The sequence below is a fragment of the Tunturibacter gelidoferens genome (assembly GCF_040358255.1).
In the GTDB taxonomy this organism is placed as follows: Bacteria; Acidobacteriota; Terriglobia; order Terriglobales; family Acidobacteriaceae; genus Edaphobacter; species Edaphobacter gelidiferens.
Map to the genome: position 1 here is coordinate 1,375,613 of NZ_CP132938.1, position 25,384 is coordinate 1,400,996.

Consider the following 25,384-nt stretch of genomic DNA (forward strand, 5'->3'; position numbering starts at 1 on the left):
AAGGCGAACGCGCACACAGTCAAAGAAACTGGCCCCTCACGATCGCCACGCAGGGGCCGATAACGGGACAAGACCCGCCGAGACGTTGGAGTGGATGTCCATGAGTATCTGCCAATATGAGTAGTAGTGTTTACGATCTGATTGTCATCGGGTCCGGGCCGGCCGGGCAGCGCGCTGCAATTTACGCTTCCAAGCTGGGTAAGAAGGTTGCACTGGTGGAGATGCGCGAGGTTGTTGGCGGAGCCTGCATCAGCACCGGAACCATTCCTTCAAAGACTATGCGCGAGGCGGTTCTTCACCTCTCCGGATATAACTACAAGTCCATCTACGGGATGAACTACCGGGTGAAAGAACGGATCACGATGGCGGACCTGGCGTTTCGGGTGCAGCATGTGATCAAGACCGAGATCGACGTGACCGAGGCGCAGCTTTCGCGGAACAACATCGAGATGCTGGTTGGTGTGGCGAGCTTTGAAGACGCGACGCATGTGAAGGTGACGAACTCGCGCGGCTCGACCGTGTATGAGGCGACTAACATCCTGATCGGAACGGGGACCAAGCCGGCGTCTTCGCCGAAGGTGCCGATCAACGGGCGCAGCATCATCAACAGCGACCTGGTGCTGGAACTGGTAAACCTGCCGAAGACGATGATTATCGTGGGCGGCGGCGTCATCGGGGTGGAGTACACCTGTATGTTCTCAGCCCTCGGAGTGCGGGTGACGCTGATTGAGCGGAGGCCGCGGCTGCTGGAGTTTGCCGACCAGGAGATTATCGAGGCGCTGAGCTACCATCTGCGGGACTCGCGGGTGACGATGCGCCTGAACGAAGAGGTGGAGTCGGTGGAGGAGATGCCGGACGGGACGGTCGTGGCGAATCTCGAGAGCAAGAAGAAGGTTCAGGGCGATGCGTTGCTGTATGCGGTAGGTCGTCAGGGCAATGTGGATGAGTTGAACCTGGCCGCTGTGGGGATCGAGTCCGATTCGCGCGGGCGCATCCCGGTGGATAAAGACTTCAGGACGAAGGTGCCGACGATCTTTGCGGTGGGCGATGTGATTGGATTTCCTTCTCTGGCTTCGGTTTCGATGGAGCAGGGTCGCGTGGCGGCAGCACGGGCGTTTGGAGACGAGAAGATCCTGTCGAACCCGGGACTTTATCCGTATGGAATTTATACGATTCCGGAGATCAGCTTTATCGGCAAGACGGAAGAGCAGCTGACGGAGGAGGATGTACCGTACGAGGTTGGCGTGGCGTACTACCGCGAGATTGCGCGCGGTCAGATTCGCGGCGACACGACTGGCCGGCTCAAGATCATCTTTCACCGGATGACGCACGCGATCCTCGGAGTTCACATCATCGGCGAGGGTGCCAGTGAGCTGCTGCACATCGGGCAGGCCGTAATGGCACTGGGCGGAACGCTGGATTATTTCGTGGATACTGTCTTCAACTATCCAACTCTCGCAGAATGTTATAAAGTTGCGGCTTTCAACGGGTTGAACCGCGTCAGCAAATTTGAGTAGAAACGCGGCACCCGAGGACGAGGCGGACAGGGTAATGGCAAAGACAATTGGGGTAATTTTATCGGAGCGTATTTCGGCCGGTTTGGTCGTGGATCACAAGCTGGTGGGGCCGGTACGACGTTTTCCTGAAGATCACGACGACGAAGACGCACTGGTGGAGCAGCACACCGAAGCGCTGGTGGAGACGATCGCAAGTCAGGTGCTCCTGGCAGCAGATGGCGCGAAGGACATCACGGCAGTCGGCGTGGCTTTGCCCGGGTTGGTGAAGGATGGCGTGGTCGCAGAGGCGCCGAACCTGCCGCAGTTGAAGGGCGCGAAGATCCAGGAGCTGCTGATTGGGCAGTTGCGCAGTCACGGGCTCGATGTCACGGTCACAGCGGTGAATGATGCCGATGGAATGGCTGCGGGCCTGGCTTCAATGCACGGCAAGCTGGACAGCATGATCCGCGTCTGGACCCTGGGCGTGGGAATCGGCTATGGGCGGTATCCCTTTGCCCCGGGCGCGTGGGAGGGCGGCCACACGGTGGTGACGCTCGACGAGAAAGAGCGCTTCTGCGGATGCGGCGGGCGCGGACATATGGAAGGGATCATGGGGCATCGTGCGATGCGTCTGCGATTCCTCGACATGGAACCGGAAGAGGTCTTCGAGGCAGCGAAACAGGGCGATGCGCGCTGCGTGGAGTTCAAACGGCTTTGGCATAAGGCTTTGGCAGCGGCGTCGGCGACCACGATTCATATGGCAGGGCCTGGGAAGATCTTCATCGCGGGATTCAACACGCGCTTTCTCGACATGTCCATGCTGAAGGATTATCTGCAGCAGATGGTGAAGATGAGTCCGCTGCAGGGGTACTCGCTGGAGATCGTCGACGATACGCCCGAAGTGCGGGTCATCGGCGCTGCTGTCTCGGCCGAGCTAGCCGCCACTCGTTAAGGACAGTAGTCGCTACTTCTGGCAGGTGGGGCAGTAGTGTGTGCTCCGTCCACCGACCACGACGCGCTTGATTGGCGTGCCACAGATACGACAGGGTTGGCCGGTTCGCGAGTAGACGTGATGGTGAAGCTGGAAGAAACCGGCGACTCCGTCTGCGTCGACGTAGTCGGAGACCGATGAGCCGCCCAGCCTGATTGCTTCAGTGAGCACCTTGATCAACGCTGCGTGAAGACGGGTGAGTTCGGCTCGTGTGAGGCGTCCGGCGTGGCGCGTGGGGCGAATGCCGGCGTGGAAGAGGCTCTCGTCGGCATAGATATTGCCGACCCCATGGAGCAGGGACTGATTCAATAACGCGGCTTTGATTGGGGTCTTACGGTCGCGGAAGAGCGCAATGAAGTCCCCAAGCCCGATGGTGAGAGGTTCGGCCCCTGGCCCAGCGTATTTCTCCTCTGGAGTCGCAGCTTCTACAACGGACAACCGGCCGAAGCGGCGAGCATCGACGAAGCGAAGCTCTTTTCCGCCGCTGAGAGCCAGGATCGCGTGGGTGTGCGGAGGAATCGGAGTGTCGGGGGCGGAGACGAGCAGGCGGCCGGTCATGCCGAGGTGGACGAGAAACTGCGCGGGCCTCTCTTCGTTCTGTCTGGAGCGAATCAGATCGACGACGATCGTTTTGCCGACGCGGTGGACGCGGTCGATGCGACTGCCGGCAAGAGCTTCGATGATCTGATCCGGCGAAGATTTGAAGGTTTGAGGCTTGTTGCTGGTCCAGACGGAGAGGACGGTTTGGCCGTGGATCCGGGCGTGAACACCATTTGCAACGGTCTCGACTTCAGGGAGTTCAGGCATGCTTCTTGTAAGTATAGGAGGGTGAGAGGTTACCGTAATGGTTGCAACGAAATGCATAGCAATCTACGTGCCTTTTGCAGGTTCGATCTGTTCATCGCCGTGAAATTAACACAATGTTAATAATTAGACCTGAAATTTGTTACCTCATCGCATATAGTTGAACTCTCCCCAAATACAACCGGATGAAATGCCATGTCGATGACGGGTGTTCTGACACGTTTGAACCTCTCAATTTTTCCGGGATACAAGCAACTGCGGCAATCCGGCGTGCTGGATTTCGTAGTCGGCAAAGAGTTCGGCCATTATCGCGGGCGATTCAACACCAGCGAAGAGGCGACGAACTCTCTTCCGGCTCAGCGCCGTGCAACCTATGACAATGAGTCGCTTGTCTCGATCGGGATCGAATCGTACTCGACGATTCACCCCTTTGATTGGCCGATACTGACCTTTTGTCAGAAGCTTATGCGCGAGAACCATCTCCACGCCGTGACCGATTTTGGCGGTCATATCGGAGTGAAGTTCTACGCGTTTAAAGAGATGCTCGATCTTCCCGAAGACTTTCGTTGGCAGATCGTCGATGTGCCGGCGATGGTGAGGGAGGGACGGCGGCGCGTGCCTCCGGAGGTGCACTCGTTGTGCTTTTATGAGCACGTCGAAGAGACCGAGGCGTGCGATGCGCTGCTGTGCTCGGGGAGCCTGCAATATGTAGATTGGTCGATTGAAGAGCTCATCGATCGGTTGCCCCGGAAGCCGTACATGATCTTTTTGAATAAAGTTCCTGTCTCGGCCAGCGAGGGCTTCTTCACGCTGGAGACGTTTGTAAAGACTCTGCCGTGTCGCATCTTCGGTCCGGACGAGCTCAAGACGGCGCGCCAGCATCTCGGCTACAAGCTCGCTGCGAGCTGGCCCATACCTAACCGCGACTTTGTTGTGCTCTCTTCGAAGGGAATGGAGAAGGTGCAGATGGTTGGAGAAGCCTGGGTGCTACAAGCGATGAGCGTGTGAAGCAGCTTTATTCAATTGTGACCGCGACTGTGCGGCAGGCAAGCAACCTACGGCTATATGGTTCCACAAGGCTATACTGATCGCCTTATGAAGAAGATCTTTTTTTCGCGTCGCATGATGGGCTGCTTTTTCGTGAGCCTGGCGGGGGCCGTTGCGTTCTCACAGGGCAGCATGGAAAAAAACGATCGTCCGCTGTTGTTGGTGGTGAATCAAGGGGACCGCGATCTGAGCCTGATTGATCCCGCTGGGGGCAAACAGATGGCTGCGGTGCCGGTGGACGGTGTGACTGGCCACGAGGTGGCTGCTTCGCCCGATGGAGCTACGGCGTTCGTGCCGATCTATGGCAGTGCAGGCGTGGGCAAGCCGGGCACCGACGGCAGCAAGATCTCCGTGATCGATCTTGCGAGCCACAAGCTCGTTCATACGATCGACTTCGGACATGGCGTGCGGCCGCACTGCGTGATCTACGACAAAAACAGCGGGATGCTGTACGTGACGACGGAGCTGGACAAGACCATCAGCATCATTGACCCAAAGACTTTGAAGATTGTCGGCAGCGTTCCCACGGGACAGGAGCAGTCGCACATGCTGGCGCTATCGAGTGATGGCTCGCGGGGGTACACGGCGAACGTGGGGCCGGGCACGGTATCGGTTCTCGATATGAAGGCGCGCAAGACGCTTGCGATCATTCCGATCTCGACGGATACGCAGAGGATTGCGATCTCGCGCGACGACAGCATGGTGTTTACAGCCGACCAGACGAAACCGCAGCTCGCTGTCATCGATACCGCGACCAACAAGGTCAAGACGTGGATTCCGCTGCCGAGTGTGGGGTATGGAACGGCGACTACGTTGGATGGACGTTGGCTGCTGGTGGCTCTGCGAACGACGCATCAGGTTGCGGTCGTTGATCTGAAGTCGATGCAGGTGGCTCGCACGATCGACGTCGCGGATGGGCCGACGGAGATCCTGATGAAGCCCGACGGCAAGAGTGCGTTTGTCTCCTGCACCAGGAGCAAGCAGGTGGCGGAGATCGATCTTGAGCAGTGGAAGATGGCGCGATTGATCGACGCGGGAGATGCAGCGGACGGGCTGGCGTGGGCGAAGTAGCCCACTTCGTGGGGTGTATCCCGGCTTCGCCATGAGCCTCCCGTTGGTCGGCGGAAGATTGTTATCGCGACCAACGGAACACCAGCCGAAGGGGTATACCTGTCACGAAGTGACCGCACTCCGCGCAGGAGGCTCGTCCGGCAGGACAACTTAGTCACTAATGATGCGATAGCTGCAGAATGGGCAGGATGGTGGAGTAGTCGTCGGTCCAGGTGCGGAGGCGTGTGCCCAATGAATCTAAGGGGACGGGGCTGGCAGCGGCTGCGAGCTCGGGTTGATCGAAGAAGGTGGGGCTCGAGGTGAGCAAAATCCAGGTGGCGCGATAGGCTCCGAGGGAGTCGTCGGGCGGGCTTTCGATCGGCTTTGCCTGCAGGTTTGAGTCGCGTGCCAGTTGGCCGATCTCGGGGGCGAGATTGAGGTATTGGTTGGAGACGTGGAAGGCCAGGATGCCGTCCGGCGCGAGATGTTTTTTGTAGAGCGCGATCGCCTCGATGGTGAGCAGGTGGAGTGGTATGGCGTCGCCGGAGAAGGCGTCGATGGCGATGATGTCGAAGTTCTGCGGGGACTCGCGGGTCAATGAGGCGCGTGCGTCACCGTCGGCGAAGGTGATCTGCGCTGGGGAATCGCGGAGGTAGGTGAAGAGGTTCTGCGCGATGGGTCGCACCAGTGGGTTGATCTCGTAGAAGCGGATGCGGTCATTGGCAGCGCCGTAGGTTGCGATGGTGCCGGTGCCGAGGCCGATGACTGCGATGTTGCGGGGTCGCTCGCCACAGCAGTGGTGAAGGGCGAGACCGATGCCGGAGTTGTCGGCGTAGTAGGTGGTGGGAGTGCGGGTGAGGCCTGGAGCGAAGAGCTGCGTGCCGTGCTGGATGGTGCCGTTCAACAGCATGCGCTCGGTGCCGCCGTGTGGGCCGACCGTCTGCTTTACGCGGAGGGTTCCGTAGAAGTTGCGGACCTCGAGGATGGCCTCGCGGGCGTAGGCGGTGTGCAGCATGATGGCGAAGAAGAGCAGCAGTGCGCTGGCGGTGGACCAGAGAAGGCGTTGCGGCCAGCCGTCGCTCCACGTCACCGCGATGGCGAGTGCGGCGGTGACGAAGAACGAGATGGCGAGATCGTAGTTGGCGGAGAAGATCATCGGACTGGCTATGCCGATGCAGAAGGTTCCTGCTGCTCCTCCGGCGGCGATCCACAGGTAGAAGAGCGTTGTCTCAGCGGGGTTCTTCGGACGCAGAGCGTAGGCCTCGGCGTGGCAGAAGAGTCCGGCGAGAAAGCACTCTGCGAGGAAAAAGAGGATAGCGATGCCGATGGGCAGGCTCACATCCGTTTTGGAGATGGCGTAGCCGAGGCTGGCGAGCATCACGACCAGCAGGCGGACGACGATGCCGCGACGGTAGAGCGCAGGGAACTCGAAGGCGAGGATGAAGGTGAGCAGGTAGACGGCGAGCGGCAGCATCCAGAGGAGTGGAATTGCAGCGATGTTGACGGTGAGGTGGCTGGTGACTGCGCTGAGCTGCATCGCGGCGGCTAAGGGAAGCAGGAACCAGAGCCACTTTGCTTTGGCTGGAGCAGGGGCTGGGGCTTGTGTTTCTTCTACAGCGTCGGCCGGCGCAGGTGCGGGGAGTTGGCGCGTTATGACCGCACAGAAGACGGCGTAGACGATGAAGCCGAAGGACCAGAGACTCCGCTGGAACTGTAGTGTGAGGTGCGGTTCGACGACGAAGGGATAGGCGATGAGAGCGAGAAGAGAGCCGAAGTTCGAGAGCGCGAAGAGGCGGTAGGGAATCGTGCCGCCTTTGGAGCGCTGGAACCAGACCTGCAGCAGCGGACTGGTTGCGCTGAGCAGTAAGAATGGCAGGCCGATGGTGAAGGCGAGCGTCGAGAAGATTGTGGTGACGGGTTGGTCGGAGCCTCGACCAGGTTCTGCGGGGACGATCTTTTGCGCGATCAACAGCACGGTTGCCGCAGCCAGCGTCACCAGATAAACATGCCGACGCCAGGTGGTGGCCTGGCAGCGAGTGATCCAGTGGGCGTAGAGATAGCCGAGCAACAATGTGACTTGAAAGAAGACCAGGCAAGTTAGCCACACCGCGGAGGAGCCGCCAAGCACCGGCAGTAGTTGTTTCGCGGCCATCGGCTCAACCAGGAAGAGAAGGAACGCGCCGAGGAAGATCGTAGTGCTATAGAGCAGGCGTGATGCAGACATGTTCGGCCCTGAGAGTGTCGAGTTGAAGCAAAGCGCCAGCGCTATGACTCCGCGCCCGATCCCCGTCGACCGAAGCGCAGGAGGAGGATATCGAGAGAGTCGCACTTTGCGCCACCAAAATGGCCTGACGCAGCTTTTTTCAGGATGCCAGTCGCATCCAATAGCCTGTCGGGCGAGTTGCTGAAACTACTGAGTTCGCTGCCGCGTCTTCATGCGAGGGTCGAAACTGGGCTGCTGTGAGACGTTTCATCCCGCAGACCGCACGACCGCAGAGAACTATTTGAGGTGGAAGTATGAGTACGTTGAATCGGGCCGCGCTGGTTCTCTTCTGTCTTTCGTTTGTCCCTCTTTCCGCACTCTCACAACAACAGACGCCGCCGCACTCGGACCAACTTCCAGTGACCGCAGCTCCACCGCTTACCGAAGCCAGAGATCCTCACCTTGTGCTGGATGTTGTGGTGACCGACAGGTCGGGAAAGCCCAGAGCCGGTCTCACCCAGAATGACTTTGTCGTGCGTGACAATAACCAAGTTCGAAAGATCCTTTCGTTTCGCGCGGTGGATGGTGCTGCGCCGGCCGAGCCGCCGGTGAAGATCATCCTCATGGTGGATGAGGTCAACACTTCGTTCACCCGCGTGGCGTATGAGCGCTACCAGCTCAGAAAGTTTCTTCTGCAAAACGGCGGACAGCTTACCCACCCGGTCTCGCTCGCCTTCTTCAGCGACACCGGAACTGAGCTGCAGAATGGATCCTCGCGCGATGGAAATGCGTTGCTGGCCTCGTTTGATCAGCATGTGACGAAGCTACGAACGATACGGCGCTCGACGGGCTTTTATGGCGCGGAGGAGCGCTTTACTCTTTCTCTGAAGGGCTTGAATCTGCTTGCTGCCACTGAGGCGAAGGAACCGGGACGGAAGATGGTGATCTGGATCAGCCCGGGCTGGCCGATTCTGAGCGGACCGAATATAACCCTGAGCACGAGGGAGGAGCAGGGGCTATTTTCCTCCATTGTCTATCTCTCCACGGCGCTCCGCCAGGCCCGGATCACGCTCTACAGCATCGACCCGCTTGGGGTGGAAGATGCTGCTACGAATCGTCTCACTTACTACGAGGAGTTTCTGAAACCGGTATCGGCGTCGAAAGATGCGCAGGCGGGAAATCTTGCGTTGCAGGTCCTGGCCAGGCAGAGCGGCGGCCAGGCACTCAACTCCAGCAACGACATCACGGAACAGATTTCTCGTTGCGTTGCGGAGGCCGATGCCTTTTACACGCTGACAGTGGACCCCACGCCATCAGACCGGCCGAATCAATCCCACTCTGTCGCGGTCAGCGTTGAAACACCTGGAGTGACAGCAAGGACGCGAAACCTTTACTATGGTCAGCCTTGAAAACCCAGCGATTGGGTTTTATTTGGCCTCTGTTTGGGCCGATGGACGCAGGTTTTCTGGGGTGCAGATTACGCAACCAGTGACGCCAAACGCTGGAGCCAGCGACGCTATATGATAGATAGCAGCGCGTATTTGCCTGTTGCGGTGCGCGTCTTCCGGCCAACAACCATCCTTGGAGAACACATCCGTCGTGAATCAACGCAAATCAGCGGTTATTTTGGGTGCCCAGTGGGGCGATGAGGGCAAAGGCAAGATCGTCGACGTACTTTCGGAGAAGTTCTCCGTGGTCGCGCGTTATGCAGGTGGCCACAATGCCGGCCATACCGTCATCATCAAAGGCAAAAAGTTCGTCCTGCAGCTGATTCCGTGCGGCGTGCTCCGTCCGGAGTGCAAAGGCGTCATCGGCAATGGTGTTGTGTTGGACCCCATGGCGTTTTTGAGCGAGGTCAAGAAGTTGAAGGATGCGGGTCTGCCCGTGGACGATCAACTCTTCGTGTCGAACCGCGCGCAAGTGATTCTCCCCTACCACCGGATGATCGAGCTGGCCGCGGAGAATGCGCCCGGACGGACGAAGATCGGGACGACCAGCCGCGGCATCGGCCCGGCCTATGAAGACAAGATGCATCGCAGCGGTTTGCGCGTTGTGGATCTGCTGAACTCGGCGCTGTTGCGGACGCACATCGAGAACGCCTGCCACGAAAAGAATACGATTGCTCACGCTCTCTTTGGCACCGAGCCGCTGGACCCCAAGACGATGTACGAGGAGTACTCGCGCGCGGCCGAACAGATCGCTCCCTTTGTGACCGATACGGCGGTGATGCTGAACCACGAGATCGACAACGGCGGAAAGGTCATGTTCGAAGGGGCGCAGGGTGCGTTGCTGGATATCGACCACGGAACGTATCCCTTCGTGACCTCGTCCTCCTCGACGGCAGGCGGCGCGGTGACAGGCACCGGAGTTGGACCAACACGGATCGGCACCGTAATCGGCGTCACCAAAGCTTATGTGACGCGGGTGGGCGAGGGGCCTTTCCCTACCGAGATTCACGACTCCACCAGCGATCTGCTCCGCGCTCGGGGTCAGGAGTATGGTGCGGTCACTGGCCGTCCGCGACGCTGCGGCTGGCTCGATATTCCGCTGCTGCGCTACAGCAACATGATCAACGGGACCGAGTGGCTGGTCGTTACCAAGATGGATGTTATGGACGAGTGCGCCGAGATCCCCGTCTGCACCGGTTACAAGATCAACGGAAAGCTAACAGATGTAATTCCGGCGGATATGCCGGGTTACAACGCAATCGAGCCGGTTTATACCAGGCTGAAGGGCTGGAACAGTTCGACCGAAGGGATCACGGAGTTCGACAAGCTGCCGCAGTTAGCACAGGATTATCTGAAATTTATCGAACAGGAGTCGGGGGCGAAGATTGGAATGGTCTCCACCGGCCCGGATCGCGACCAGACCATGACATTGCCTGCATTTGAAGACGCGTTGAAGGCGTAAGAGAAAAGGCGGATTATGCTTAGTTTTACCGTGCGAATGACCTTCGACCAGTCGGACCGTGACGAGATCTCCGAGATTCTGTGCCATCTTACGGCCTTTTCCCGGCAGGAGCCCGGATGCGCAAGTTATATTCCCCATCTGGTCGAAGGAGAGGCCTGCACGGTTCTTATCTACGAACAGTACGTCGATGACGCAGCGTTGGAGCATCATAGAGGGACGCCTCACTTTCATCAGTATGCGATTGGGGGTCTGTATCAGAAGATGAAAGAACGTCAGGTTGAGAATCTCACCGCTGTTTGTTGATGCTTTTCTGTCGGGGTTCTTTGCGTGCGGCTCCGTCTCATGTGTGGAGACTCGCGTACGACTAAAGTAGTTTTGACTCAACGCGGTAAATCGGTCTACCATCCGGTACGCTTATGGGCTTGTTCGGTCGTCCAATTCGTAGGTCGCTGACGGGCACCGTCGTGTTGCTGGCGGCCGTGGCAGTAGGATGGCCCCCGCAGGACGCATTTGCGGGTCACATGCAACCGCTGCACGAGAAAAAGCACGACGCTAAGCGGCAGGTCGAAGCGCTCGAGGAGCAATGGCGACAGGCTCAGCTCGCGGGCGACGTCGCCACGATGGACAAGCTCCTCTCCGACGATTACATCGGCATCTCGATGACCGGCCAGGTCAACACCAAGATTCAACAGCTGGACCGCATGCGAACCCGCAAGTTCGTCCTGACGAAGCTCGATCTGGGCGAGATGCAGGTAAAGCTGGTCGGCTCGATCGCCATTGTGACCTCGCGGGCTCAGGTAGAAGGAACCAATGAAGGCGTGGCGGTCCAGGGGACGTATCGCTATACGCGTGTCTATCAGAGGCTACCGTCGGGCGTGTGGAAGATCACCAGCTTTGAGGCTACAAGGGTGCCGGGATCGAGAGATTCGGGTAATCGCGATGCTGCGGCTCCCAAGGCCACTGCCAGCGTGCCACCGGATGGGCCGTCTTAGGTTATCCGGTGGACCTTGACGTTCTCGGTCCCACAAAAAACCCTGCTCGCAGCAGGGTTTTTTCATGTCGTGATTTGGACTCCTCAGAAATCTCCGTCGCTCAAGTTTCATGCAGTCTTCGGTGCGACGACCGATACCCGCATATCCCTTGTCTCCCGCGCAGGAGCAGGAGTCGGAAGCTCTGACGACTCCGCCGGGCCCGGAAGGTTCAATGCCAGTAGTCTGCGATACAGGGAGCGGGTGGCGCCGGTAAGGCGAGCATCCTCGGATTCGTGCGGAAAAAGAGACAGATATTTGCGAGTCGAAGCCGCGGGTTTGCGGACTGGAACGATATAAGGACGGCGATCGGGCTTTGGCGCGCTTCGATTCTCCGGCGCGACAGGCGGAACTGATCGCAGGGATGCGGGGAGTGTCTGGGAAAGATTTGGCATTGGGCCCTCGAGCGAGACCATCGGCCTCAGACTGCTATTGCGATAGGATGGAAGGCCGGAGACTTTGGTTGTATTTAATGTTTGAAGGCGAGTCGGAGCTTTTCCCAGGTCACATCCAGCGACTCGGGAAGGACGCGCGTCTCGGCTGTCACCGTCATAAAGTTTGTATCTCCGCTCCAGCGCGGCAGCGCATGAAGGTGCATGTGATCGGCGATGCCGGCTCCTGCAGCCTCCCCCAGGTTGAGACCCATGTTGATCCCGCCCGGGTGATAAACCTCTCGAAGCGCCAGCTCTGAACGCTGGGCGAGAGCCATCAGCTCCTGCGCAACCTCGACCGGAAGCGCAGCCAGAGTATCCAGATGTTGATACGGCAGCAGCAGCAGGTGTCCGGTGGAGTAGGGGAAGGCGTTGAGACAGATAAAACAGGTCTGCCCCCGCCAGACGATGTGCGCCGCTTTCTCTGCGACGATCCGTTCCATTCCGTGATCGACCGCGTAGTCCACCGCAGCGATCATGTTGCAGAAGACGCAGCGTTTGTCTTCCGCTTCGGTTGGCGGCCAGGCGCTGAGAGCCGAAGGAACCCCGCTTCTGGCCTGCGGGTCCGAGCGGGTGATGTAGCTGTAGCGCCAGGGCGTCCAGAGGCGGTCCATTCGGCGAGTATAGCGGACCGAGTAGCCCCGAAGCGGACGAGGCCGCCCAGACCCGCTCACGGCTCTGATTCTGTCCCGACACTTGCGCAGTTTGGAGCACTCTCTGCATCAAATCGGGGCGCTCTGCATCAAATTATGTACGACCCAAAAGAATTTCATCCGGTTCCGAGCATGACATGGTGATGAAAATGCAGGCGAAGAGGCCGACTTTTGTTGACGTACCGTATGCAAAGTTCTATGCTTTATCAGTGAGCTATTGCGTGTGGGACCCAAGTGCAATAGCTCCTCTGCAAGACCTGATTCCTTCCATCCTGCCGAAGCTGTCGCGGGGATAGAGAAAGCAGCCAGCCTCCCCTCCCGGATTCGCTGATTGCTCCCGCCCACGCGCTGCTCTAGAGGAAGAAATCTCTTGGATCCCGGAGTCCGCATTCACCATGGTAGAAAACCATAATCCTGACCACAACGAGAGCAAACCCCTGACCACCGAAACGGAAGTCCTAGCGCCCGAAGCGACAGCGGCTCACACAGACCTGTCTTCTGAATCCACCTCAACCCAACAGCATGAGACCGCCCACGGCGCGTCAAGTGAAGCTGCACAGCATGTTGCACCAGCTGCCGCCGCTCACCAGTCTGCAGACCACGGAACCGTTGCCACGGTCACCGCTGCAGCCGACGAGTCTGACGATGATTTGAACTACGACGCTGCTGATTTTGCTGCCGCCCTCGCGAACTTTGATCGCGAGCAGGCCGCCGAGTCCGCCGCTGCCCAGAACCTGACTGCAGAAGAGGTCATCGTTACCGGCACCGTCGTCAAGATCACCGACAAGCATGTTGTTGTCGACATCGGGCTTAAGTCTGAAGGTCTCATCCCCCTGGAACAAGTTCTTGACATCCATGGTGTCTCGAAGTTCCAGGCAGGTGACACTGTTGAAGTTGTGGTCGAGCGCGAAGAGTCCGAAGGCGGTTACCTGGTCAGCTATGACAAGGCTCTCCGTCACAAGGTCTGGGACAAGCTGGAGCAGGCGGCGAACGACAAGACCCCTGTCAAAGGCATGGTTCTTAGCCGCGTCAAGGGTGGTCTCACCGTTGACATCGGCATCAAGGCGTTCCTGCCCGGCTCGCAGGTCGAGGTTCGCCCCGTCCGCAATCTGGACGGCTACATCGGCACCGAGATCGAAGTCCGCGTCATCAAGCTCAACAAGAAGCGCGGCAACGTCGTCATCAGCCGCAAAGAGCTTCTTGAAGAAGACCAGAACGCCAAGAAGTCCGTCACTCTCGCCACCCTGGAAGAGGGCAGCGTCCTGACTGGCACCGTGAAGAATCTCACCGACTACGGCGCATTCGTCGATATGGGCGGCCTCGATGGACTGCTCCACATCACTGACATGAGCTGGGGTCGTCTCACCCATCCCCGCGACCTCGTCAACGTTGGCGACGAGATCCAGGTGAAGGTGTTGAAGTTCGACAAGGATAAGCAGCGCGTCTCGCTGGGCTTCAAGCAGTTGACGCCTGACCCGTGGCTCGACGCGACCGAGCGCTACCCGATCGGTGCGCAGGTTCGCGGCCGCGTTCTGTCGGTCACCGACTACGGCGCGTTCGTTGAGCTCGAGCAGGGAATCGAAGGTCTCGTTCACGTCTCGGAGATGACCTGGTCGAAGCGGATGAAGCATCCGTCGAAGATGGTCAAGCCCGGCGACGAAGTCGACACCATCATCCTCAGCGTCAATCCGAACGACCGCCGCATCTCGCTCGGCATGAAGCAGCTGCAGGACAACCCCTGGGAGCAGCTCGAAGACAAGTACCCGACTGGCGCCATCATTGAAGGCCGCGTTCGCAACCTGACCGACTTCGGTGCCTTCATCGAGATCGAGGACGGGATCGACGGGCTCGTTCACGTCTCGAACCTGAGTTGGACCAAGCGCATCAAGCATCCCTCGGAAGTCCTGAAGAAGGGCGAGAAGGTTCGCGCGATCGTTCTGGGCGTTGAGCCTGAGAACCGCCGCCTGTCGCTTGGCGTCAAGCAGCTTCAGCCGGATGTCTGGGATACGTTCTTCGCGCAGCACCGCGTTGGCGACGTCATCAAGGGCAAGATCCTGCGCACGGCTCAGTTCGGAGCCTTCGTTGAGATTGCTGAAGGAGTCGAGGGCCTCTGCCACGTCTCCGAGGCGATCAATGCCGAGGGTAAGCCAGTCTCGATGGATGTTGACTCAGAGCATGAGTTCAAGATCGTCAAGATGAACCAGGAAGAGAAGAAGGTTGGCTTGAGCATCCGTGCTGTTGGCGAAGAGGCCAGCCGCGCGGAGGTCGAGAGCTACAAGGAGCGCGAGAAGTCGCCCAAGGGCAACAACTCCGGTTCGTCTTCCTCCACCTCTTCGGGCAACAGCAGCAGCACCACGCTCGGCGACCTGATCAACTGGAAGCGCTCAGAGTCCGAGCGCGACTAAGTTCGAATAGAGCAACAAAGTGAAAAGGCCATCCCAAAACGGGACGGCCTTTTTACTGTCTCTTTCAGAGGTACTTGATTGATGGCGCCTTTTATGCGGAGAGAGAGTGCACGGAAGCCGGCGCATCGATCGATCCGGTCGCCATCTTGGCAGAGGCGCGACGCATGACCTCGAGCTCAGCTGGTGCAAACAGTTCCGGAGGGATTCCACCGACTGCGACATGTCCAGGATCGTCGCCCAAAGCCATCGAAATTTGATTCCAACGCAGAAAGGGCGATGTGGTTGGGAGAGTGATGATGCGTCGCTTCGGCTCAGGAAAGGCGAAGTAAGCCGACCAGATCAGGAGAGTTAGACCAACCGCAACGCCGTTGATCACGCTGAACATAGAGTACATGTTGGCGTTGTGAGCGATCCACGCGGAGTTGACGAGACTGGTGGTCGCAAGAAAGCCCAGTCCGAGACTGACTCCGAAGATCCGGCTCCGGTAAGAAAGGCCCATCGGGCGGATCGCAAAGCAAACAAATAACAGCAGGCACAGCGTGAGAATGCTGGAAGTCTGCTGTAGCTGCGTAATCATCGCAACCATGAAATTGATACCGGACAGGTGGGGAGTAACGGCTACACCGATCGCAACTGCAACTGAGATGGCAGCGACCCAGCGAAAGACCAGCATCCCAAGAGTCTGCAGGCCCTTCAGGGGAGCCATCGCGAGCTTGAAGATGCTATATACCAGGAGGAGCGATAGGATCGCTTCCAACGCATAGCTTATCCAGTAAACATAAAAGTAAACCTGATAAGCGGCATGTCTTTCAACGGTATGTCGGCTCAAAGATAACAACGGTAGACAGATAGCCGAACATGTAAGTCGCACACATAACAATGCGACGAGGTATCCGAACTGGCGGGCCGCCTTGCTGCGGACGAGGAAGAACACCAGCATGCCGCAAAAGACCGGCTCTAGATAATCCATTTGCACCGTCAAACTGGATAGGAAATCGCTCATCTGTATCGTACCTATTTGATAAAGCAAGCACAGGCTAGCTTATTACCAGGTCCGACACAAGGGATTAATCCTGACTTTGCGCAAATAATTACCCAATAGTGTTAGCGCGTTCCCATGCCGCAAGCATTGGGATCGTTCGGAGCGCAGGTCGGAACTGGTAGCATACTGGTACGCGAGGCGACGACCTTGTTCTTCGTCCACGCGCTGGAGGTCTGAGTGGTGGCGGCTGCGCCGGTGACAACGAGAACGAGGACGAAAGCGCGAACGATGTGTTTCATATATTGGGCCCCTTGATCTTGTAAGCTGTTGATTAATCGTGGTTTTCTTGACTACTAACCCCGATTAGCGCGTTCCCATGCCGCAGGCGTTAGGGTCGTTTGGAGCGCAAGTCGGAACAGGTAGCATGCTGGTGCGGGCGACCACGACCTTGTTCTTCGCGGTGGCGTTGGAAGTCTGGGTGGTGGCGGCGACACCGGTGAGGACGAGGGCGACGACGAAAGCGCGAACGATGAGTTTCATATCTGGAATCTCCTGGTCTAGCAATCTGCTGATTCTTCTTGTAATTCTTCACTGCTGGCGTGAATTAGCGCGTTCCCATGCCGCAGGCGTTAGGGTCGTTTGGAGCGCAGGTCGGAACAGGTAGCATGCTGGTGCGCGAGGCGACGATCTTGTTTTTGGCGGAAGCGTTGGAGGTTTGGGTGGTGGCGACTGCACCGGTGAGGACGAGGACAACAACGAAAGCGCGAACGATATGTTTCATAACGAGATACCCCCAAAGTTGTATTTATGTAAAAAGATTTCTCTGGACAAACCAGATGATGTAACAATAGGATACAAACTGGAGTAAGTCTAATAGAATCAGGTATATACAGAAGTATCAAACAATTTTGATTACTAAAGTAACGAATCCGGCAACGCTGATGGGTGATGCCTACTAGCGAGACTGACGATCTCCCTCCGGCCCCCAAATAGGTCCAAGATTGATAGGGAAGTGATCTCTCTCACCGCCTCACGACAAGAACCCTTTTGTTTCTATTGATTAGTGCAGCTGGCCGAAGTCGCCGGTTCATAAATCCCCCGCGTAAGGCGACCAAGGAAGAAAAATACAAGCACAGGCTTCAGCGGACGAGGATTCGTCGCGGCTTGTTTTACTTTTGATGGCAGAAAAGTTTTGCGCACCCACTTCAGCCCTGAAAATGAGGCGAAGTGGGTGGTTTTATCAGGCCTGAGCAGGCGCAGGAGTGACAGGTTCAGTCGCCTTCGCATTGGCGGAGGGAACTGCGGGTGTGGCCGCTTTCTTTGGAACGGCCTCGGCCTTTTTGGAGGGAGCCAGGATGGCGTGCAGCGTCGTGCCCTCCATGCGGGGCATAAACTCCACCAGGCCGGCGTCGCCGATATCCAGAATGAGGCGGTTGATGATCTTGTAGCCGAGATCGCGATGCGCCATCTGACGGCCCTTGAACCGCAGAGAGGCTTTGACCTTGTCGCCCTCGCCCAGAAAGCGAACAGCCTGGTTTTTCTTGGTCTGATAGTCGTGCTCGTCCACCGTCACTGAGAACTTGACCTCTTTGATGACGATGACCTTCTGTTTTTTGCGGGCAGCGCGATCGCTCTTATCTTTTTCGTAGAGGAACTTGCCGTAGTCCTGAATCTTGCAGACAGGGGGCACGGCGTTAGGGGAGATCTCTACCAGGTCGAGCGAGCGCTCGCGGGCCATTTTGAGGGCGTCGAAGGGAGCCATGACGCCGAGCTGTTCGCCATTTTCGTCGATGACGCGAATCTCGCGGGCGCGGATGCGTTCGTTAGTGCGGATAAAAGACTTGGCGGAACGTTTATCAATTGGTGGAATAAGTCGCCTCCACAGCAGGTTTCGTCACCCGCTATGCGTTGTTAGGGTTTAGATGCAAATCTCACGAAAGGTTGCACCGCAACGAAAAGTATAACACTTCAGAAACGAAGCCCTCTGGAATCAGCGAAGAAGAGAGGGCATCCAGCGCTCGCTGCGCGATCTTCACCAGGCTATCCGTTGTCGCCATCACGCCGCCAACTTTGGCATCGGAGCCCTGATCATGTATGTTTGCACGGAAGCCTTCAGAGAGGAAACCGAATGAGACGCCGTATCCTGTTGGTCGATGATGAGGTCGCTGTCCTGCTGACCCTGAAGGCTGTGCTGGAGATCAGCGGCTTTGATGTGGATACCGCCGCCTCCGCACGCGAGGGCGTCTCCAAGCTGCACACTCGCGAGTACCAGATGCTGATCACCGACATGCGCATGGAGCACGATGTCGCCGGCATCGAGGTCATCAAGGCGGCGCGCTCGGCCAACTATCATCCCGCGGTCGCGTTGTTGACGGCCTTCCCCGTCGCCGAAGAGGACTGGCAGGAGATGGGTGCGGATCAGCTGCTGGTCAAGCCCATGCACACACGCATCCTCCTGCAGCAGATCGAAGACCTGATCGCCTCCCACGAGCGAAAACTTGCCGGCCTCAATTTGACGTCACCCGCGACAACGCCAGCTAGGCCACCTTTCAAAAAGAAAGCAGTTGCTAAGAAGGTGGTCGTCAAGAGGACGCCGCCCAAGAAAGCTGCGACCGCGAAGACAGCTGCCCAAAAGAAGCCTGTCGCGAAGAAAGCCATCGCCAAAAAAGCGGCGAAGACCTCCGTCAAGACGAAGCCAGCACGCCGTCGCGCGAAGTCCTGAGCAACAGTTTGAAGCGGCACTAATTGGACGTGTGTTCTTTGATGTATTTCCTCAACGACTGGTTGAGATTCATTGCCTTTTCCACGCCGCCATCCAGCATGCGCAGCCACTCCGAAGCGGGCTCCTTCAGCTCGGCGGTGCTGAGCAGATAGCTCGTCTGCACAATGATCTCGAGTGCGTTGCTCAGGTCGTGTGCGATTCTGCGCATCTCGACGGAGATCTCTTCCGGAATCTTTTCGACGTTCGTGCCCTGAGAGGAAACCTTCGCTTCGTTCATGTATGAGTGTCAGCCTTCCTTTGGGTCTAGACGCGTTTCCGGGGGAGAAGACTCGCAATCCTCGATCCATGCTCAGAACTTAGATGCGCAAGCATCCTTCTCCGGACGCCCATCCCTCGCAACATAGTACCTGCGCGATCTCGCCGCACATTGACAGCAGCACCCGCGTTTGTAAAACTAGAGACTCGCGGTTAGCGTGCTCCGGCCACCTGTGCGGAGCGAATGACACCGTGCCGTAGTGGCGGAATTGGCAGACGCGCATGGTTCAGGTCCATGTACTCGCAAGGGTGTGGGGGTTCGAGTCCCCCCTTCGGCACCAAAGTTTCAACCTCGGTTGCAGCCAGGCAGCTTTCAGTAGCCGCCAACGGCAGCCGAGTGTGGTTCCACACCAACCCCATCGCACTGTCGGCGCACCTCGCACCCCATCGCAAAGGGACTATGCCCACTCAGCTTGATCAGATCCTTGCGCACACGCTTCTACAGGTAAGAGCTCGCAAGCCGGTCGCGGACTTTGGCCTGCTCGAGAGCATGGCAGCTGCCCACATCCCGCGTGGCTTTCGTGCTGGACTACAAGCCGCAGCTAAGACCGGCCCCGCCATCATCGCCGAGATCAAAAAAGCCTCGCCCTCCAAGGGCCTCATCCGCAGCGATTTTTATCCCGCCACCCTCGCAAAAACGTTCGAGTCCTCAGGCGCCGCGGCTCTCTCCATCCTCACCGACGAGGAGTTCTTCCAAGGCTCGCTCTCCTATCTGCAACAGGCGTCCAGCGTCGTCCACATTCCCTGCCTTCGCAAAGACTTCATCCTCGATCCCTTCCAGATCCTCGAAGCGCGCGCCTACGGAGCCGATGCTATTCTGCTCATCGTCTCCGCGCACACCGATGCTGCACTCCGCGACCTGCGCGATGAAGCCAGCTCTCGCGGCCTCGACGTCCTCTGCGAGACGCACGACCGTGAAGAGATGGAGCGCGCCGTCGCTCTGGGCTTCGACCTCATCGGCGTCAACAGCCGCGATCTGCGCACCTTCTCCGTACGCACCGAAGTTCTCTACGAACTCGCCGCATCGATGCCGAAGAGCGCCATCACCGTAGCCGAGAGCGGCATACGCACCGCCGAAGACATCGCCAGCCTGCGAGCCGCGGGATACGATGCCTTCCTCATCGGAGAAACCCTCATGCGGCAACCCGACCCCGCCGCCGCGCTCGCCACCCTACTGGATCGCGAGTACTCCTCCGACATCTAATTCGCAGGCCTGTGAGCGGAGAAGGCTAACATCATGTGGATTAAGATCTGCGCCAACACCAACCTCGACGATGCACAACTTGCCGCCGAGCTGGGAGCCGACGCGGTCGGCTTTGTCTTCGCGCCCAGTACCCGTCGTATCACCTCTGCTGAGGTCGCAAAGATCACACCGCATCTCCCAACCTCCATCGAGCGCGTAGGTGTCTTCCACGCACTTGACGCCTATGAGATCGCTCGCGCCGCGCACGAGGCCGGTCTCACCGCCGTTCAACTCCACAGCGGCGTCGACTTCGCGCTTCTGCATCGCCTCCACAAGCTCTTCGCCGGACAAGTCTCCCTGATCCAGACGGTTCACTGGGAGGTGGGTACCGAAGGTGGCGGCGCGGCGATCGTAGCCGCAGAGCTACGCAGGATTGCGGCGGACGGTCTGGTAGATCATGTTCTGATTGATTCGAAGGTAGGCGCAGCCCTCGGAGGCACGGGCGTCTCCTTCGATTGGGACGAAGCACGCGCCATCTTTCAAGAGGCCGCGCCTGAACTCAAACTGATCGTCGCAGGCGGTCTGCGCGCGGAGAACGTATCAGAGGCCATCCAGAATCTCAATCCCTGGGGCATAGATGTCGCGAGTGGTGTGGAGTCGGTGACGGGCCGGAAGAGCCCAGAGAAGCTTGCTGCATTTATAAAGAAGGCGCGCGAGTCGAAGGTCGATCCCGCATAGGAACAATCTAAGATTCAGGAGATGGTGAACAATGACGAACGTGGAAGGCAAAAATGTCTCTGTCGTCCATGCTTACCTAAACGCCCTTCAAAGCGGCGAGGCGGGAGATGCTCTCCGACGATTTTTTACGGACGATGTTCGACAGGTTGAGTTGCCAAATCATCTCAACAGCCGCGGGCAGGTCAGCGATCTGGAGGACATCCTAAAACGCAGTGAACAAGGCCTGAAGATCCTCCAACAGCAACAATACGAGATCATCTCGGAGATGGCTCTAGGCGACCGAGTTGCTGTTGAAGCTCGTTGGACTGGAGTTCTGGCAGTTGCGCTTGGAACTATGGCCGCCGGCACAGAGATGAAGGCTTCATTCGCGATGTTTTTTCGCTTCCGCGATGAACGAATTGCCATGCAGCGCAACTATGACTGCTTCGACCCGTAGTAGCCGGTTCGAGCAACCACAGTAGCTGCCGAATAATGCAGAATACGTTGGTTTAAGCGTGGTGTGGAAGCGACTGGTGAATGCGAGCCTTGGGGGAACGGTCGTGATACAACTGCGGCCGTAGATGGGCTGTAGGCGGCTTTGGTGTCGCCGAAGCGAACGCAGGAGCCAGCGCCAGCAGCAAACCGATGAAAATTTTCAGCTTCATACAGGCAACCTTTCTACGTGTATATAAGACGCGTAGACGTTGTTCCCGGATTCATATTTCTCCGCGAATCACCACAAACTCGGGGCAGTTGGACATACCCCGAAAGCGGGACAAACTTAGTATCGCCGCAAAATCGCAATAATAATTTGAATCTCCGGGCGAGTGCCTGAAGCTGTATTGCGTAAATGGTTATTACTCGCCGAGTGCCCCCACCTTAAGCTCCCTCACCAGAAACGCATACTGGTCAACCGTCGCCTCAATCCTTTTGCTGAGCGGCATTCCGGCGCCGTGCCCCGCCCGGGTCTCTACACGAATCAGGATCGGATTCGGGCCTGTCTGAGCAGCCTGCAGAGCCGCAGTGTATTTGAAGCTGTGCGCCGGGTACACGCGGTCGTCATGATCACCCGTTGTAATCAACGTCGCCGGATAAGCCGTGCCCTGCAGAATATTGTGCAGTGGAGAGTACTTGTAGATTGCGGCAAACTCCTCTGCGTTCTCTGAAGGAGATCCGTACTCCTCCTTCCACGCCCAGCCGATCGTGAACTTGTCGAAGCGCAGCATATCCATCACGCCAACCTGTGCGATCACGGCACCGAAGAGATCGGGACGCTGCAGCTCACAGGCCGCCACCAGCAAGCCGCCGTTGCTCCCTCCAGAGGTAGCAAGCTTCGCCGCCGAAGTGTACTTGTTCGCGATGAGCCACTCTGCTGCGGCGATGAAGTCATCGAAGACGTTCTGCTTCTTCAGTCGTGTTCCCGCCTCGTGCCACGCCTCGCCATACTCGCCGCCGCCGCGCAGGCTGGGCTGTGCGTAGACTCCGCCCATCTCCATCCACATTACATGCGCAGAAGAGAACTCCGGCATCAGCGGCACATTGAAGCCGCCATACGCATACAACAGCGTCGGCGCACTCCCGTTCAGAACCAGGCTCTTCTTGTGGCTCACGAACATCGGAACACGCGTGCCGTCCTTGCTCGTGTAAAAGATCTGTGTCGTCTCATAGAGCGCCGGATCGAATAATAGCTTCGGCTGCCGGAAGAGTGTCGACTGGCGCGTCTTCATGTTCAGCCTGTAGATCGTACCTGGCGTCGTAAAGTTGGTGAACTGGTAGAAGGTCTCAGTATCCTCGCGCAGTCCGCCGAAGCCGTACGCCGTGCCGATCGCCGGCAGCTTCAGCCGTTCGATCAACTGCCCATCAAGACTGCGAAGTTCGATCAGGCTCTGCGCGTCAGCAAGATAGTTCGCGATGAATGTGTTGTCGATGATCGAGATATCGCTCAGCTTGTTCTTGCTCTCGGGAATAACCGTCTTCCAGTGTTCGCGCTCAGGGTGATTCAGGTCGATCGAGATGACCTTGCCGTTAGGAGCATCGAGCGTAGTGAGCAGCCAGAAGAGAGTGCCGTCGTTATTGATCGGCGCGTACGTCGCGTCAGCGGTTTTAATCAGCCGCAGAATCGCGGAGTCAGGCTGCTGAAGATCCTTGATCGCAATCTCGTTATTCGGACTCGTGCCTTTCGACTGGTAGAGCACCAGGTATCGGCCGTCATCGGTCACGTGCGCGCCGAGGTTCAACTCCTTGTCGTCGGGACGATCAAAGACTAGCTTGTCTTCGCTCTGCGGTGTGCCAAGCTTGTGAAAGAACACCTTGTGAAAGTAGTTGGCCGCCTTCAACGCTTCAGCCTCAGGCGCGTCGTAGCCCTCGTAGAAGAAGCCGCTGCCGTCTTTGAGCCATGCGGCCCCGCTGAACTTCGACCATTCGATGATGTCGGGCAGATCCTCTCCCGTCGTGACATCGCGGACATGCCACTTCACCCAGTCGCTGCCCGCATCTGCGATGGAGTAAGCCGCCATTGATCCATCGTCGGTGACGCTCATCCCGCTAATGGCAACTGTGCCATCCGTTGAGAAGGTATTAGGGTCAAGCAGCACCTTCGGCTCACCCTCCAGCCCCTCCTGCCAGTAAATGACATTCTGATTCTGCAACCCGCTGTTATGCGAGTAGAAATAGCGAGTCCCACGACGCGCGGGGGCAGTGTACCGCTCGAAGTTGATCAACTCCATCAGCCGCCTCTGCATTGTCTCGCGAGACGGAACCTGCGAGAGGTAGGCCTGCGTCACTTCGTTCTCGGCGTCCACCCACGTCTTCAACTCCGACGAATCAACATCCTCCATCCATCGATAGGGATCGCTGACCGTGGTGCCGAAGTAGTTGTCCGTCTGCTCCACCCTGCGAGCGGTCGGGTATGTGAGAGCTGAGGTCGTTTCACGGGAGGGCGAAGCAACAGCAGAGTTCGTCGTCATCAGGTCAACTTTCGGTCATGTGGCGCTCAGAGGTGCCGCCCCGGACTATAGATTAGATGACGAAATCCGAAGTAGGTAACGCAGAAGGTGACTTCACCTTTTATTGAGAGGGCAAAAATGGGAAGATCTTCGCGCCGCACATCCAGCGGTGAAAATAAAGTCAAAAAATGTGGCGCATTTTTCGGAGCTTGAAAGCCGACGGTTAAAACACCACGTCAGCCACGCAATTCACCACACTCTCACCACGATTTCACCACCGCAAAACACCCTTAAAACAAAAAACCCCCAATAAAAGCCACCACCTCACCACAAACCATTTTTTTCAGTCGAAAGTACAAAATCTCCTCCGGTTAGACTTAAACCATGCGGCCTCTCCTCCCCGTCCTCCTGCTCTCGGCCACACTGCCCGCCCTGGCTCAGACCCCCGCGCCGACGGACGACCAAAGCTACACCCTCAAAACTCAATCCAACGTCGTCCTGGTCCCTACCACCGTCCAGACCAAGCACGGCGAGATGATCTACGAGCTCAAGCCAGAGCAGTTCGTCGTTGAAGACAATGGAGTTCCGCAGACTGTCCGCGTCGACGAAGATACCGACTCTCTCGGTCTCTCTATTGTAGTCGTCGTCCAGTGCAGCCGCGCCGCCGGCTACGAGTATCCCAAGCTAAGCGGCCTCGGCTCCATGATCGACGGCATCGCCGGCGACGCCCCACGTGAGGTCGCCATCGTCACCTATGGCTCCGCGCCGCTGCTGCTCGGCAAGTTCTCCAACAGCGTAGACGCGATGGCCCATGCACTCGCGCAGCTCGAGCCCTGTGATGATCCTGAAGCCTCAACGCTCGACGCTGTTGCGTACGCGACGAGGCTCCTGGAAGCCCGCCAGAATCACTATCGCCACGCGATTCTGCTGATCAGCGAGACACGCGACCACGGCAGCACAGCCAAGCCAGCCGAAGTAGTTGCGGCGCTTGGGCGAACCAATACCGTCGTCGACTCGGTAGCGTTCGGCCCAGGAAAGACAGAGGTTATGAGCGATCTCAAGTACGGCGGCGGAAGCGGGCCGATCGGTCTTCTCGTGATGGCAGTCAACGCGTTGAAGAAGAACGCTGCGCACGAGTTGGCTGCGCTGTCGGGCGGCGAGTATATCAACTTCACCACGCAGCGAGGCTTCGACGAAGGGCTCCATCAACTCTCAAATCACGTGCATAACTACTATCTGCTGAGCTTTCAGCCTCACGCCGAGGCCAACGGAGAGCCTGCGTCAGGGATGCACAGAATACGCGTCAGGATTCCGGATTATCCTGAGGCGCGAATTCGCTTTCGTGAAAGCTATTTTGCCGGCGAGCTGGATTCCGCCGCGGCAAGCACGAACTGAAACCCGACTCAGTTGAACAACGTGGTTCGACATCTTCATTAGAAATTTCAAGGAAGGAGCATACTAGGAGTCCGATGCTAGGCAATGAAGCGGAACGGTGCGTTTGC

General features: G+C 57.9%; 25 protein-coding genes, 1 tRNA gene and 1 pseudogene. 15 read left to right on the plus strand and 12 right to left on the minus strand.

Features of this window, described 5'->3' with window-relative positions; genetic code table 11:
- Positions 1 to 116: 116 nt before the first annotated feature.
- Both sthA and RBB81_RS06280 read left to right on the plus strand, forming a co-directional pair.
- A complete protein-coding gene (sthA, locus tag RBB81_RS06275) occupies positions 117 to 1,517 on the plus strand; it encodes a Si-specific NAD(P)(+) transhydrogenase (protein WP_353073093.1) in 1,401 nt (466 codons plus the stop codon).
- Positions 1,518 to 1,551: 34 nt separating this feature from the next.
- Positions 1,552 to 2,448 (plus strand): ROK family protein, encoded by an 897-nt coding sequence (locus tag RBB81_RS06280; protein WP_179581155.1) that lies wholly within the window; start codon positions 1,552 to 1,554, stop codon positions 2,446 to 2,448.
- A gap of 12 nt (positions 2,449 to 2,460) precedes the next feature.
- Here RBB81_RS06280 and mutM read toward each other — a convergent pair whose 3' ends face one another.
- On the minus strand, positions 2,461 to 3,294 hold the full coding sequence (mutM, locus tag RBB81_RS06285; protein ID WP_353073094.1) for a bifunctional DNA-formamidopyrimidine glycosylase/DNA-(apurinic or apyrimidinic site) lyase: 834 nt from the start codon (positions 3,292 to 3,294) through the stop codon (positions 2,461 to 2,463).
- Positions 3,295 to 3,486: 192 nt separating this feature from the next.
- Between mutM and RBB81_RS06290 the strand changes: the two genes are divergently transcribed.
- Both RBB81_RS06290 and RBB81_RS06295 read left to right on the plus strand, forming a co-directional pair.
- Positions 3,487 to 4,299 (plus strand): methyltransferase, TIGR04325 family, encoded by an 813-nt coding sequence (locus tag RBB81_RS06290; protein ID WP_353073095.1) that lies wholly within the window; start codon positions 3,487 to 3,489, stop codon positions 4,297 to 4,299.
- Between the two features lie 87 nt (positions 4,300 to 4,386).
- Complete coding sequence (locus RBB81_RS06295; protein ID WP_353073096.1) at positions 4,387 to 5,409, plus strand: cytochrome D1 domain-containing protein; 1,023 nt, start codon at positions 4,387 to 4,389, stop codon at positions 5,407 to 5,409.
- 157 nt (positions 5,410 to 5,566) lie between these two features.
- On the opposite strand, the gene RBB81_RS06300 is transcribed toward RBB81_RS06295, so the two are convergent.
- Complete coding sequence (locus tag RBB81_RS06300; RefSeq protein WP_353073097.1) at positions 5,567 to 7,717, minus strand: fused MFS/spermidine synthase; 2,151 nt, start codon at positions 7,715 to 7,717, stop codon at positions 5,567 to 5,569.
- 188 nt (positions 7,718 to 7,905) lie between these two features.
- On the opposite strand from RBB81_RS06300, the gene RBB81_RS06305 reads away from it, so the two are divergent.
- From RBB81_RS06305 to RBB81_RS06320, 4 genes are all read left to right on the plus strand, one after another.
- The gene (locus tag RBB81_RS06305) at positions 7,906 to 9,000 is read left to right on the plus strand and encodes a VWA domain-containing protein (protein ID WP_353073098.1); all 1,095 of its coding nucleotides are present in this window, start codon (positions 7,906 to 7,908) and stop codon (positions 8,998 to 9,000) included.
- A 190-nt stretch (positions 9,001 to 9,190) separates the two neighbouring features.
- Positions 9,191 to 10,501 (plus strand): adenylosuccinate synthase, encoded by a 1,311-nt coding sequence (locus tag RBB81_RS06310; RefSeq protein WP_183790354.1) that lies wholly within the window; start codon positions 9,191 to 9,193, stop codon positions 10,499 to 10,501.
- Between the two features lie 15 nt (positions 10,502 to 10,516).
- Positions 10,517 to 10,804 carry a putative quinol monooxygenase gene (locus tag RBB81_RS06315; RefSeq protein ID WP_179581161.1) on the plus strand — a complete coding sequence of 96 codons (288 nt, stop codon included), beginning with the start codon at positions 10,517 to 10,519 and terminating at the stop codon, positions 10,802 to 10,804.
- A gap of 113 nt (positions 10,805 to 10,917) precedes the next feature.
- Positions 10,918 to 11,493 carry a nuclear transport factor 2 family protein gene (locus RBB81_RS06320; protein WP_179581162.1) on the plus strand — a complete coding sequence of 192 codons (576 nt, stop codon included), beginning with the start codon at positions 10,918 to 10,920 and terminating at the stop codon, positions 11,491 to 11,493.
- 107 nt (positions 11,494 to 11,600) lie between these two features.
- Here RBB81_RS06320 and RBB81_RS06325 read toward each other — a convergent pair whose 3' ends face one another.
- Both RBB81_RS06325 and RBB81_RS06330 read right to left on the minus strand, forming a co-directional pair.
- A complete protein-coding gene (locus RBB81_RS06325; RefSeq protein WP_353073099.1) occupies positions 11,601 to 11,924 on the minus strand; it encodes a hypothetical protein in 324 nt (107 codons plus the stop codon).
- 74 nt (positions 11,925 to 11,998) lie between these two features.
- Positions 11,999 to 12,574, minus strand: coding sequence for an HIT family protein (locus RBB81_RS06330; protein ID WP_179581164.1), 576 nt, complete (start codon positions 12,572 to 12,574; stop codon positions 11,999 to 12,001).
- Positions 12,575 to 13,008: 434 nt separating this feature from the next.
- On the opposite strand from RBB81_RS06330, the gene RBB81_RS06335 reads away from it, so the two are divergent.
- The gene (locus tag RBB81_RS06335; RefSeq protein ID WP_179581165.1) at positions 13,009 to 15,018 is read left to right on the plus strand and encodes a 30S ribosomal protein S1; all 2,010 of its coding nucleotides are present in this window, start codon (positions 13,009 to 13,011) and stop codon (positions 15,016 to 15,018) included.
- Positions 15,019 to 15,109: 91 nt separating this feature from the next.
- Here the strand turns inward: RBB81_RS06335 and RBB81_RS06340 are convergent, their stop codons facing one another.
- The 5 genes and pseudogenes from RBB81_RS06340 to infC form a co-directional block, all read right to left on the minus strand.
- On the minus strand, positions 15,110 to 15,988 hold the full coding sequence (locus RBB81_RS06340) for a hypothetical protein (protein ID WP_353073100.1): 879 nt from the start codon (positions 15,986 to 15,988) through the stop codon (positions 15,110 to 15,112).
- Between the two features lie 134 nt (positions 15,989 to 16,122).
- Entirely contained in the window at positions 16,123 to 16,299 is a 177-nt protein-coding gene (locus RBB81_RS06345; protein WP_183790350.1) for a hypothetical protein, read from the minus strand.
- A 64-nt stretch (positions 16,300 to 16,363) separates the two neighbouring features.
- The gene (locus RBB81_RS06350) at positions 16,364 to 16,540 is read right to left on the minus strand and encodes a hypothetical protein (RefSeq protein ID WP_179581168.1); all 177 of its coding nucleotides are present in this window, start codon (positions 16,538 to 16,540) and stop codon (positions 16,364 to 16,366) included.
- Between the two features lie 64 nt (positions 16,541 to 16,604).
- Positions 16,605 to 16,781, minus strand: coding sequence for a hypothetical protein (locus tag RBB81_RS06355; RefSeq protein WP_179581169.1), 177 nt, complete (start codon positions 16,779 to 16,781; stop codon positions 16,605 to 16,607).
- Positions 16,782 to 17,336: 555 nt separating this feature from the next.
- A pseudogene (infC, locus tag RBB81_RS06360) lies at positions 17,337 to 17,861 on the minus strand (translation initiation factor IF-3); the annotation flags it as partial.
- A gap of 267 nt (positions 17,862 to 18,128) precedes the next feature.
- Here infC and RBB81_RS06365 point away from each other — a divergent pair.
- The gene (locus RBB81_RS06365; RefSeq protein ID WP_353073101.1) at positions 18,129 to 18,722 is read left to right on the plus strand and encodes a response regulator; all 594 of its coding nucleotides are present in this window, start codon (positions 18,129 to 18,131) and stop codon (positions 18,720 to 18,722) included.
- A 19-nt stretch (positions 18,723 to 18,741) separates the two neighbouring features.
- On the opposite strand, the gene RBB81_RS06370 is transcribed toward RBB81_RS06365, so the two are convergent.
- On the minus strand, positions 18,742 to 18,999 hold the full coding sequence (locus tag RBB81_RS06370; protein ID WP_179581171.1) for a hypothetical protein: 258 nt from the start codon (positions 18,997 to 18,999) through the stop codon (positions 18,742 to 18,744).
- A 232-nt stretch (positions 19,000 to 19,231) separates the two neighbouring features.
- On the opposite strand from RBB81_RS06370, the gene RBB81_RS06375 reads away from it, so the two are divergent.
- From RBB81_RS06375 to RBB81_RS06390, 4 genes are all read left to right on the plus strand, one after another.
- Positions 19,232 to 19,318 (plus strand) — tRNA-Leu (locus tag RBB81_RS06375).
- A 119-nt stretch (positions 19,319 to 19,437) separates the two neighbouring features.
- Complete coding sequence (gene trpC / locus RBB81_RS06380) at positions 19,438 to 20,241, plus strand: indole-3-glycerol phosphate synthase TrpC (RefSeq protein ID WP_353073102.1); 804 nt, start codon at positions 19,438 to 19,440, stop codon at positions 20,239 to 20,241.
- A gap of 33 nt (positions 20,242 to 20,274) precedes the next feature.
- Positions 20,275 to 20,958, plus strand: coding sequence for a phosphoribosylanthranilate isomerase (locus RBB81_RS06385; protein ID WP_353073103.1), 684 nt, complete (start codon positions 20,275 to 20,277; stop codon positions 20,956 to 20,958).
- Positions 20,959 to 20,989: 31 nt separating this feature from the next.
- Positions 20,990 to 21,394, plus strand: coding sequence for a nuclear transport factor 2 family protein (locus RBB81_RS06390; protein ID WP_353073104.1), 405 nt, complete (start codon positions 20,990 to 20,992; stop codon positions 21,392 to 21,394).
- Between the two features lie 52 nt (positions 21,395 to 21,446).
- On the opposite strand, the gene RBB81_RS06395 is transcribed toward RBB81_RS06390, so the two are convergent.
- Both RBB81_RS06395 and RBB81_RS06400 read right to left on the minus strand, forming a co-directional pair.
- Positions 21,447 to 21,602, minus strand: coding sequence for a hypothetical protein (locus tag RBB81_RS06395; RefSeq protein ID WP_179581175.1), 156 nt, complete (start codon positions 21,600 to 21,602; stop codon positions 21,447 to 21,449).
- Positions 21,603 to 21,794: 192 nt separating this feature from the next.
- A complete protein-coding gene (locus RBB81_RS06400; RefSeq protein WP_353073105.1) occupies positions 21,795 to 23,903 on the minus strand; it encodes a prolyl oligopeptidase family serine peptidase in 2,109 nt (702 codons plus the stop codon).
- 363 nt (positions 23,904 to 24,266) lie between these two features.
- Here RBB81_RS06400 and RBB81_RS06405 point away from each other — a divergent pair, with 363 nt between their 5' ends.
- The gene (locus RBB81_RS06405; RefSeq protein WP_353073106.1) at positions 24,267 to 25,277 is read left to right on the plus strand and encodes a VWA domain-containing protein; all 1,011 of its coding nucleotides are present in this window, start codon (positions 24,267 to 24,269) and stop codon (positions 25,275 to 25,277) included.
- Positions 25,278 to 25,384: the final 107 nt, after the last annotated feature.

Coding starts and splice junctions, on each gene's coding strand:
- sthA (WP_353073093.1), top strand. CDS start 117: ATGAGTAGTAGTGTTTACGATCTGATTGTCATCGGGTCCGGGCCGGCC.
- RBB81_RS06280 (WP_179581155.1), top strand. CDS start 1,552: ATGGCAAAGACAATTGGGGTAATTTTATCGGAGCGTATTTCGGCCGGT.
- mutM (WP_353073094.1), bottom strand. CDS start 3,294: ATGCCTGAACTCCCTGAAGTCGAGACCGTTGCAAATGGTGTTCACGCC.
- RBB81_RS06290 (WP_353073095.1), top strand. CDS start 3,487: ATGTCGATGACGGGTGTTCTGACACGTTTGAACCTCTCAATTTTTCCG.
- RBB81_RS06295 (WP_353073096.1), top strand. CDS start 4,387: ATGAAGAAGATCTTTTTTTCGCGTCGCATGATGGGCTGCTTTTTCGTG.
- RBB81_RS06305 (WP_353073098.1), top strand. CDS start 7,906: ATGAGTACGTTGAATCGGGCCGCGCTGGTTCTCTTCTGTCTTTCGTTT.
- RBB81_RS06315 (WP_179581161.1), top strand. CDS start 10,517: ATGCTTAGTTTTACCGTGCGAATGACCTTCGACCAGTCGGACCGTGAC.
- RBB81_RS06320 (WP_179581162.1), top strand. CDS start 10,918: ATGGGCTTGTTCGGTCGTCCAATTCGTAGGTCGCTGACGGGCACCGTC.
- RBB81_RS06325 (WP_353073099.1), bottom strand. CDS start 11,924: ATGCCAAATCTTTCCCAGACACTCCCCGCATCCCTGCGATCAGTTCCG.
- RBB81_RS06330 (WP_179581164.1), bottom strand. CDS start 12,574: ATGGACCGCCTCTGGACGCCCTGGCGCTACAGCTACATCACCCGCTCG.
- RBB81_RS06335 (WP_179581165.1), top strand. CDS start 13,009: ATGGTAGAAAACCATAATCCTGACCACAACGAGAGCAAACCCCTGACC.
- RBB81_RS06340 (WP_353073100.1), bottom strand. CDS start 15,988: ATGGATTATCTAGAGCCGGTCTTTTGCGGCATGCTGGTGTTCTTCCTC.
- RBB81_RS06345 (WP_183790350.1), bottom strand. CDS start 16,299: ATGAAACACATCGTTCGCGCTTTCGTCCTCGTTCTCGTTGTCACCGGC.
- RBB81_RS06350 (WP_179581168.1), bottom strand. CDS start 16,540: ATGAAACTCATCGTTCGCGCTTTCGTCGTCGCCCTCGTCCTCACCGGT.
- RBB81_RS06355 (WP_179581169.1), bottom strand. CDS start 16,781: ATGAAACATATCGTTCGCGCTTTCGTTGTTGTCCTCGTCCTCACCGGT.
- RBB81_RS06365 (WP_353073101.1), top strand. CDS start 18,129: ATGAGACGCCGTATCCTGTTGGTCGATGATGAGGTCGCTGTCCTGCTG.
- RBB81_RS06370 (WP_179581171.1), bottom strand. CDS start 18,999: ATGAACGAAGCGAAGGTTTCCTCTCAGGGCACGAACGTCGAAAAGATT.
- trpC (WP_353073102.1), top strand. CDS start 19,438: ATGCCCACTCAGCTTGATCAGATCCTTGCGCACACGCTTCTACAGGTA.
- RBB81_RS06385 (WP_353073103.1), top strand. CDS start 20,275: ATGTGGATTAAGATCTGCGCCAACACCAACCTCGACGATGCACAACTT.
- RBB81_RS06390 (WP_353073104.1), top strand. CDS start 20,990: ATGACGAACGTGGAAGGCAAAAATGTCTCTGTCGTCCATGCTTACCTA.
- RBB81_RS06395 (WP_179581175.1), bottom strand. CDS start 21,602: ATGAAGCTGAAAATTTTCATCGGTTTGCTGCTGGCGCTGGCTCCTGCG.
- RBB81_RS06400 (WP_353073105.1), bottom strand. CDS start 23,903: ATGACGACGAACTCTGCTGTTGCTTCGCCCTCCCGTGAAACGACCTCA.
- RBB81_RS06405 (WP_353073106.1), top strand. CDS start 24,267: ATGCGGCCTCTCCTCCCCGTCCTCCTGCTCTCGGCCACACTGCCCGCC.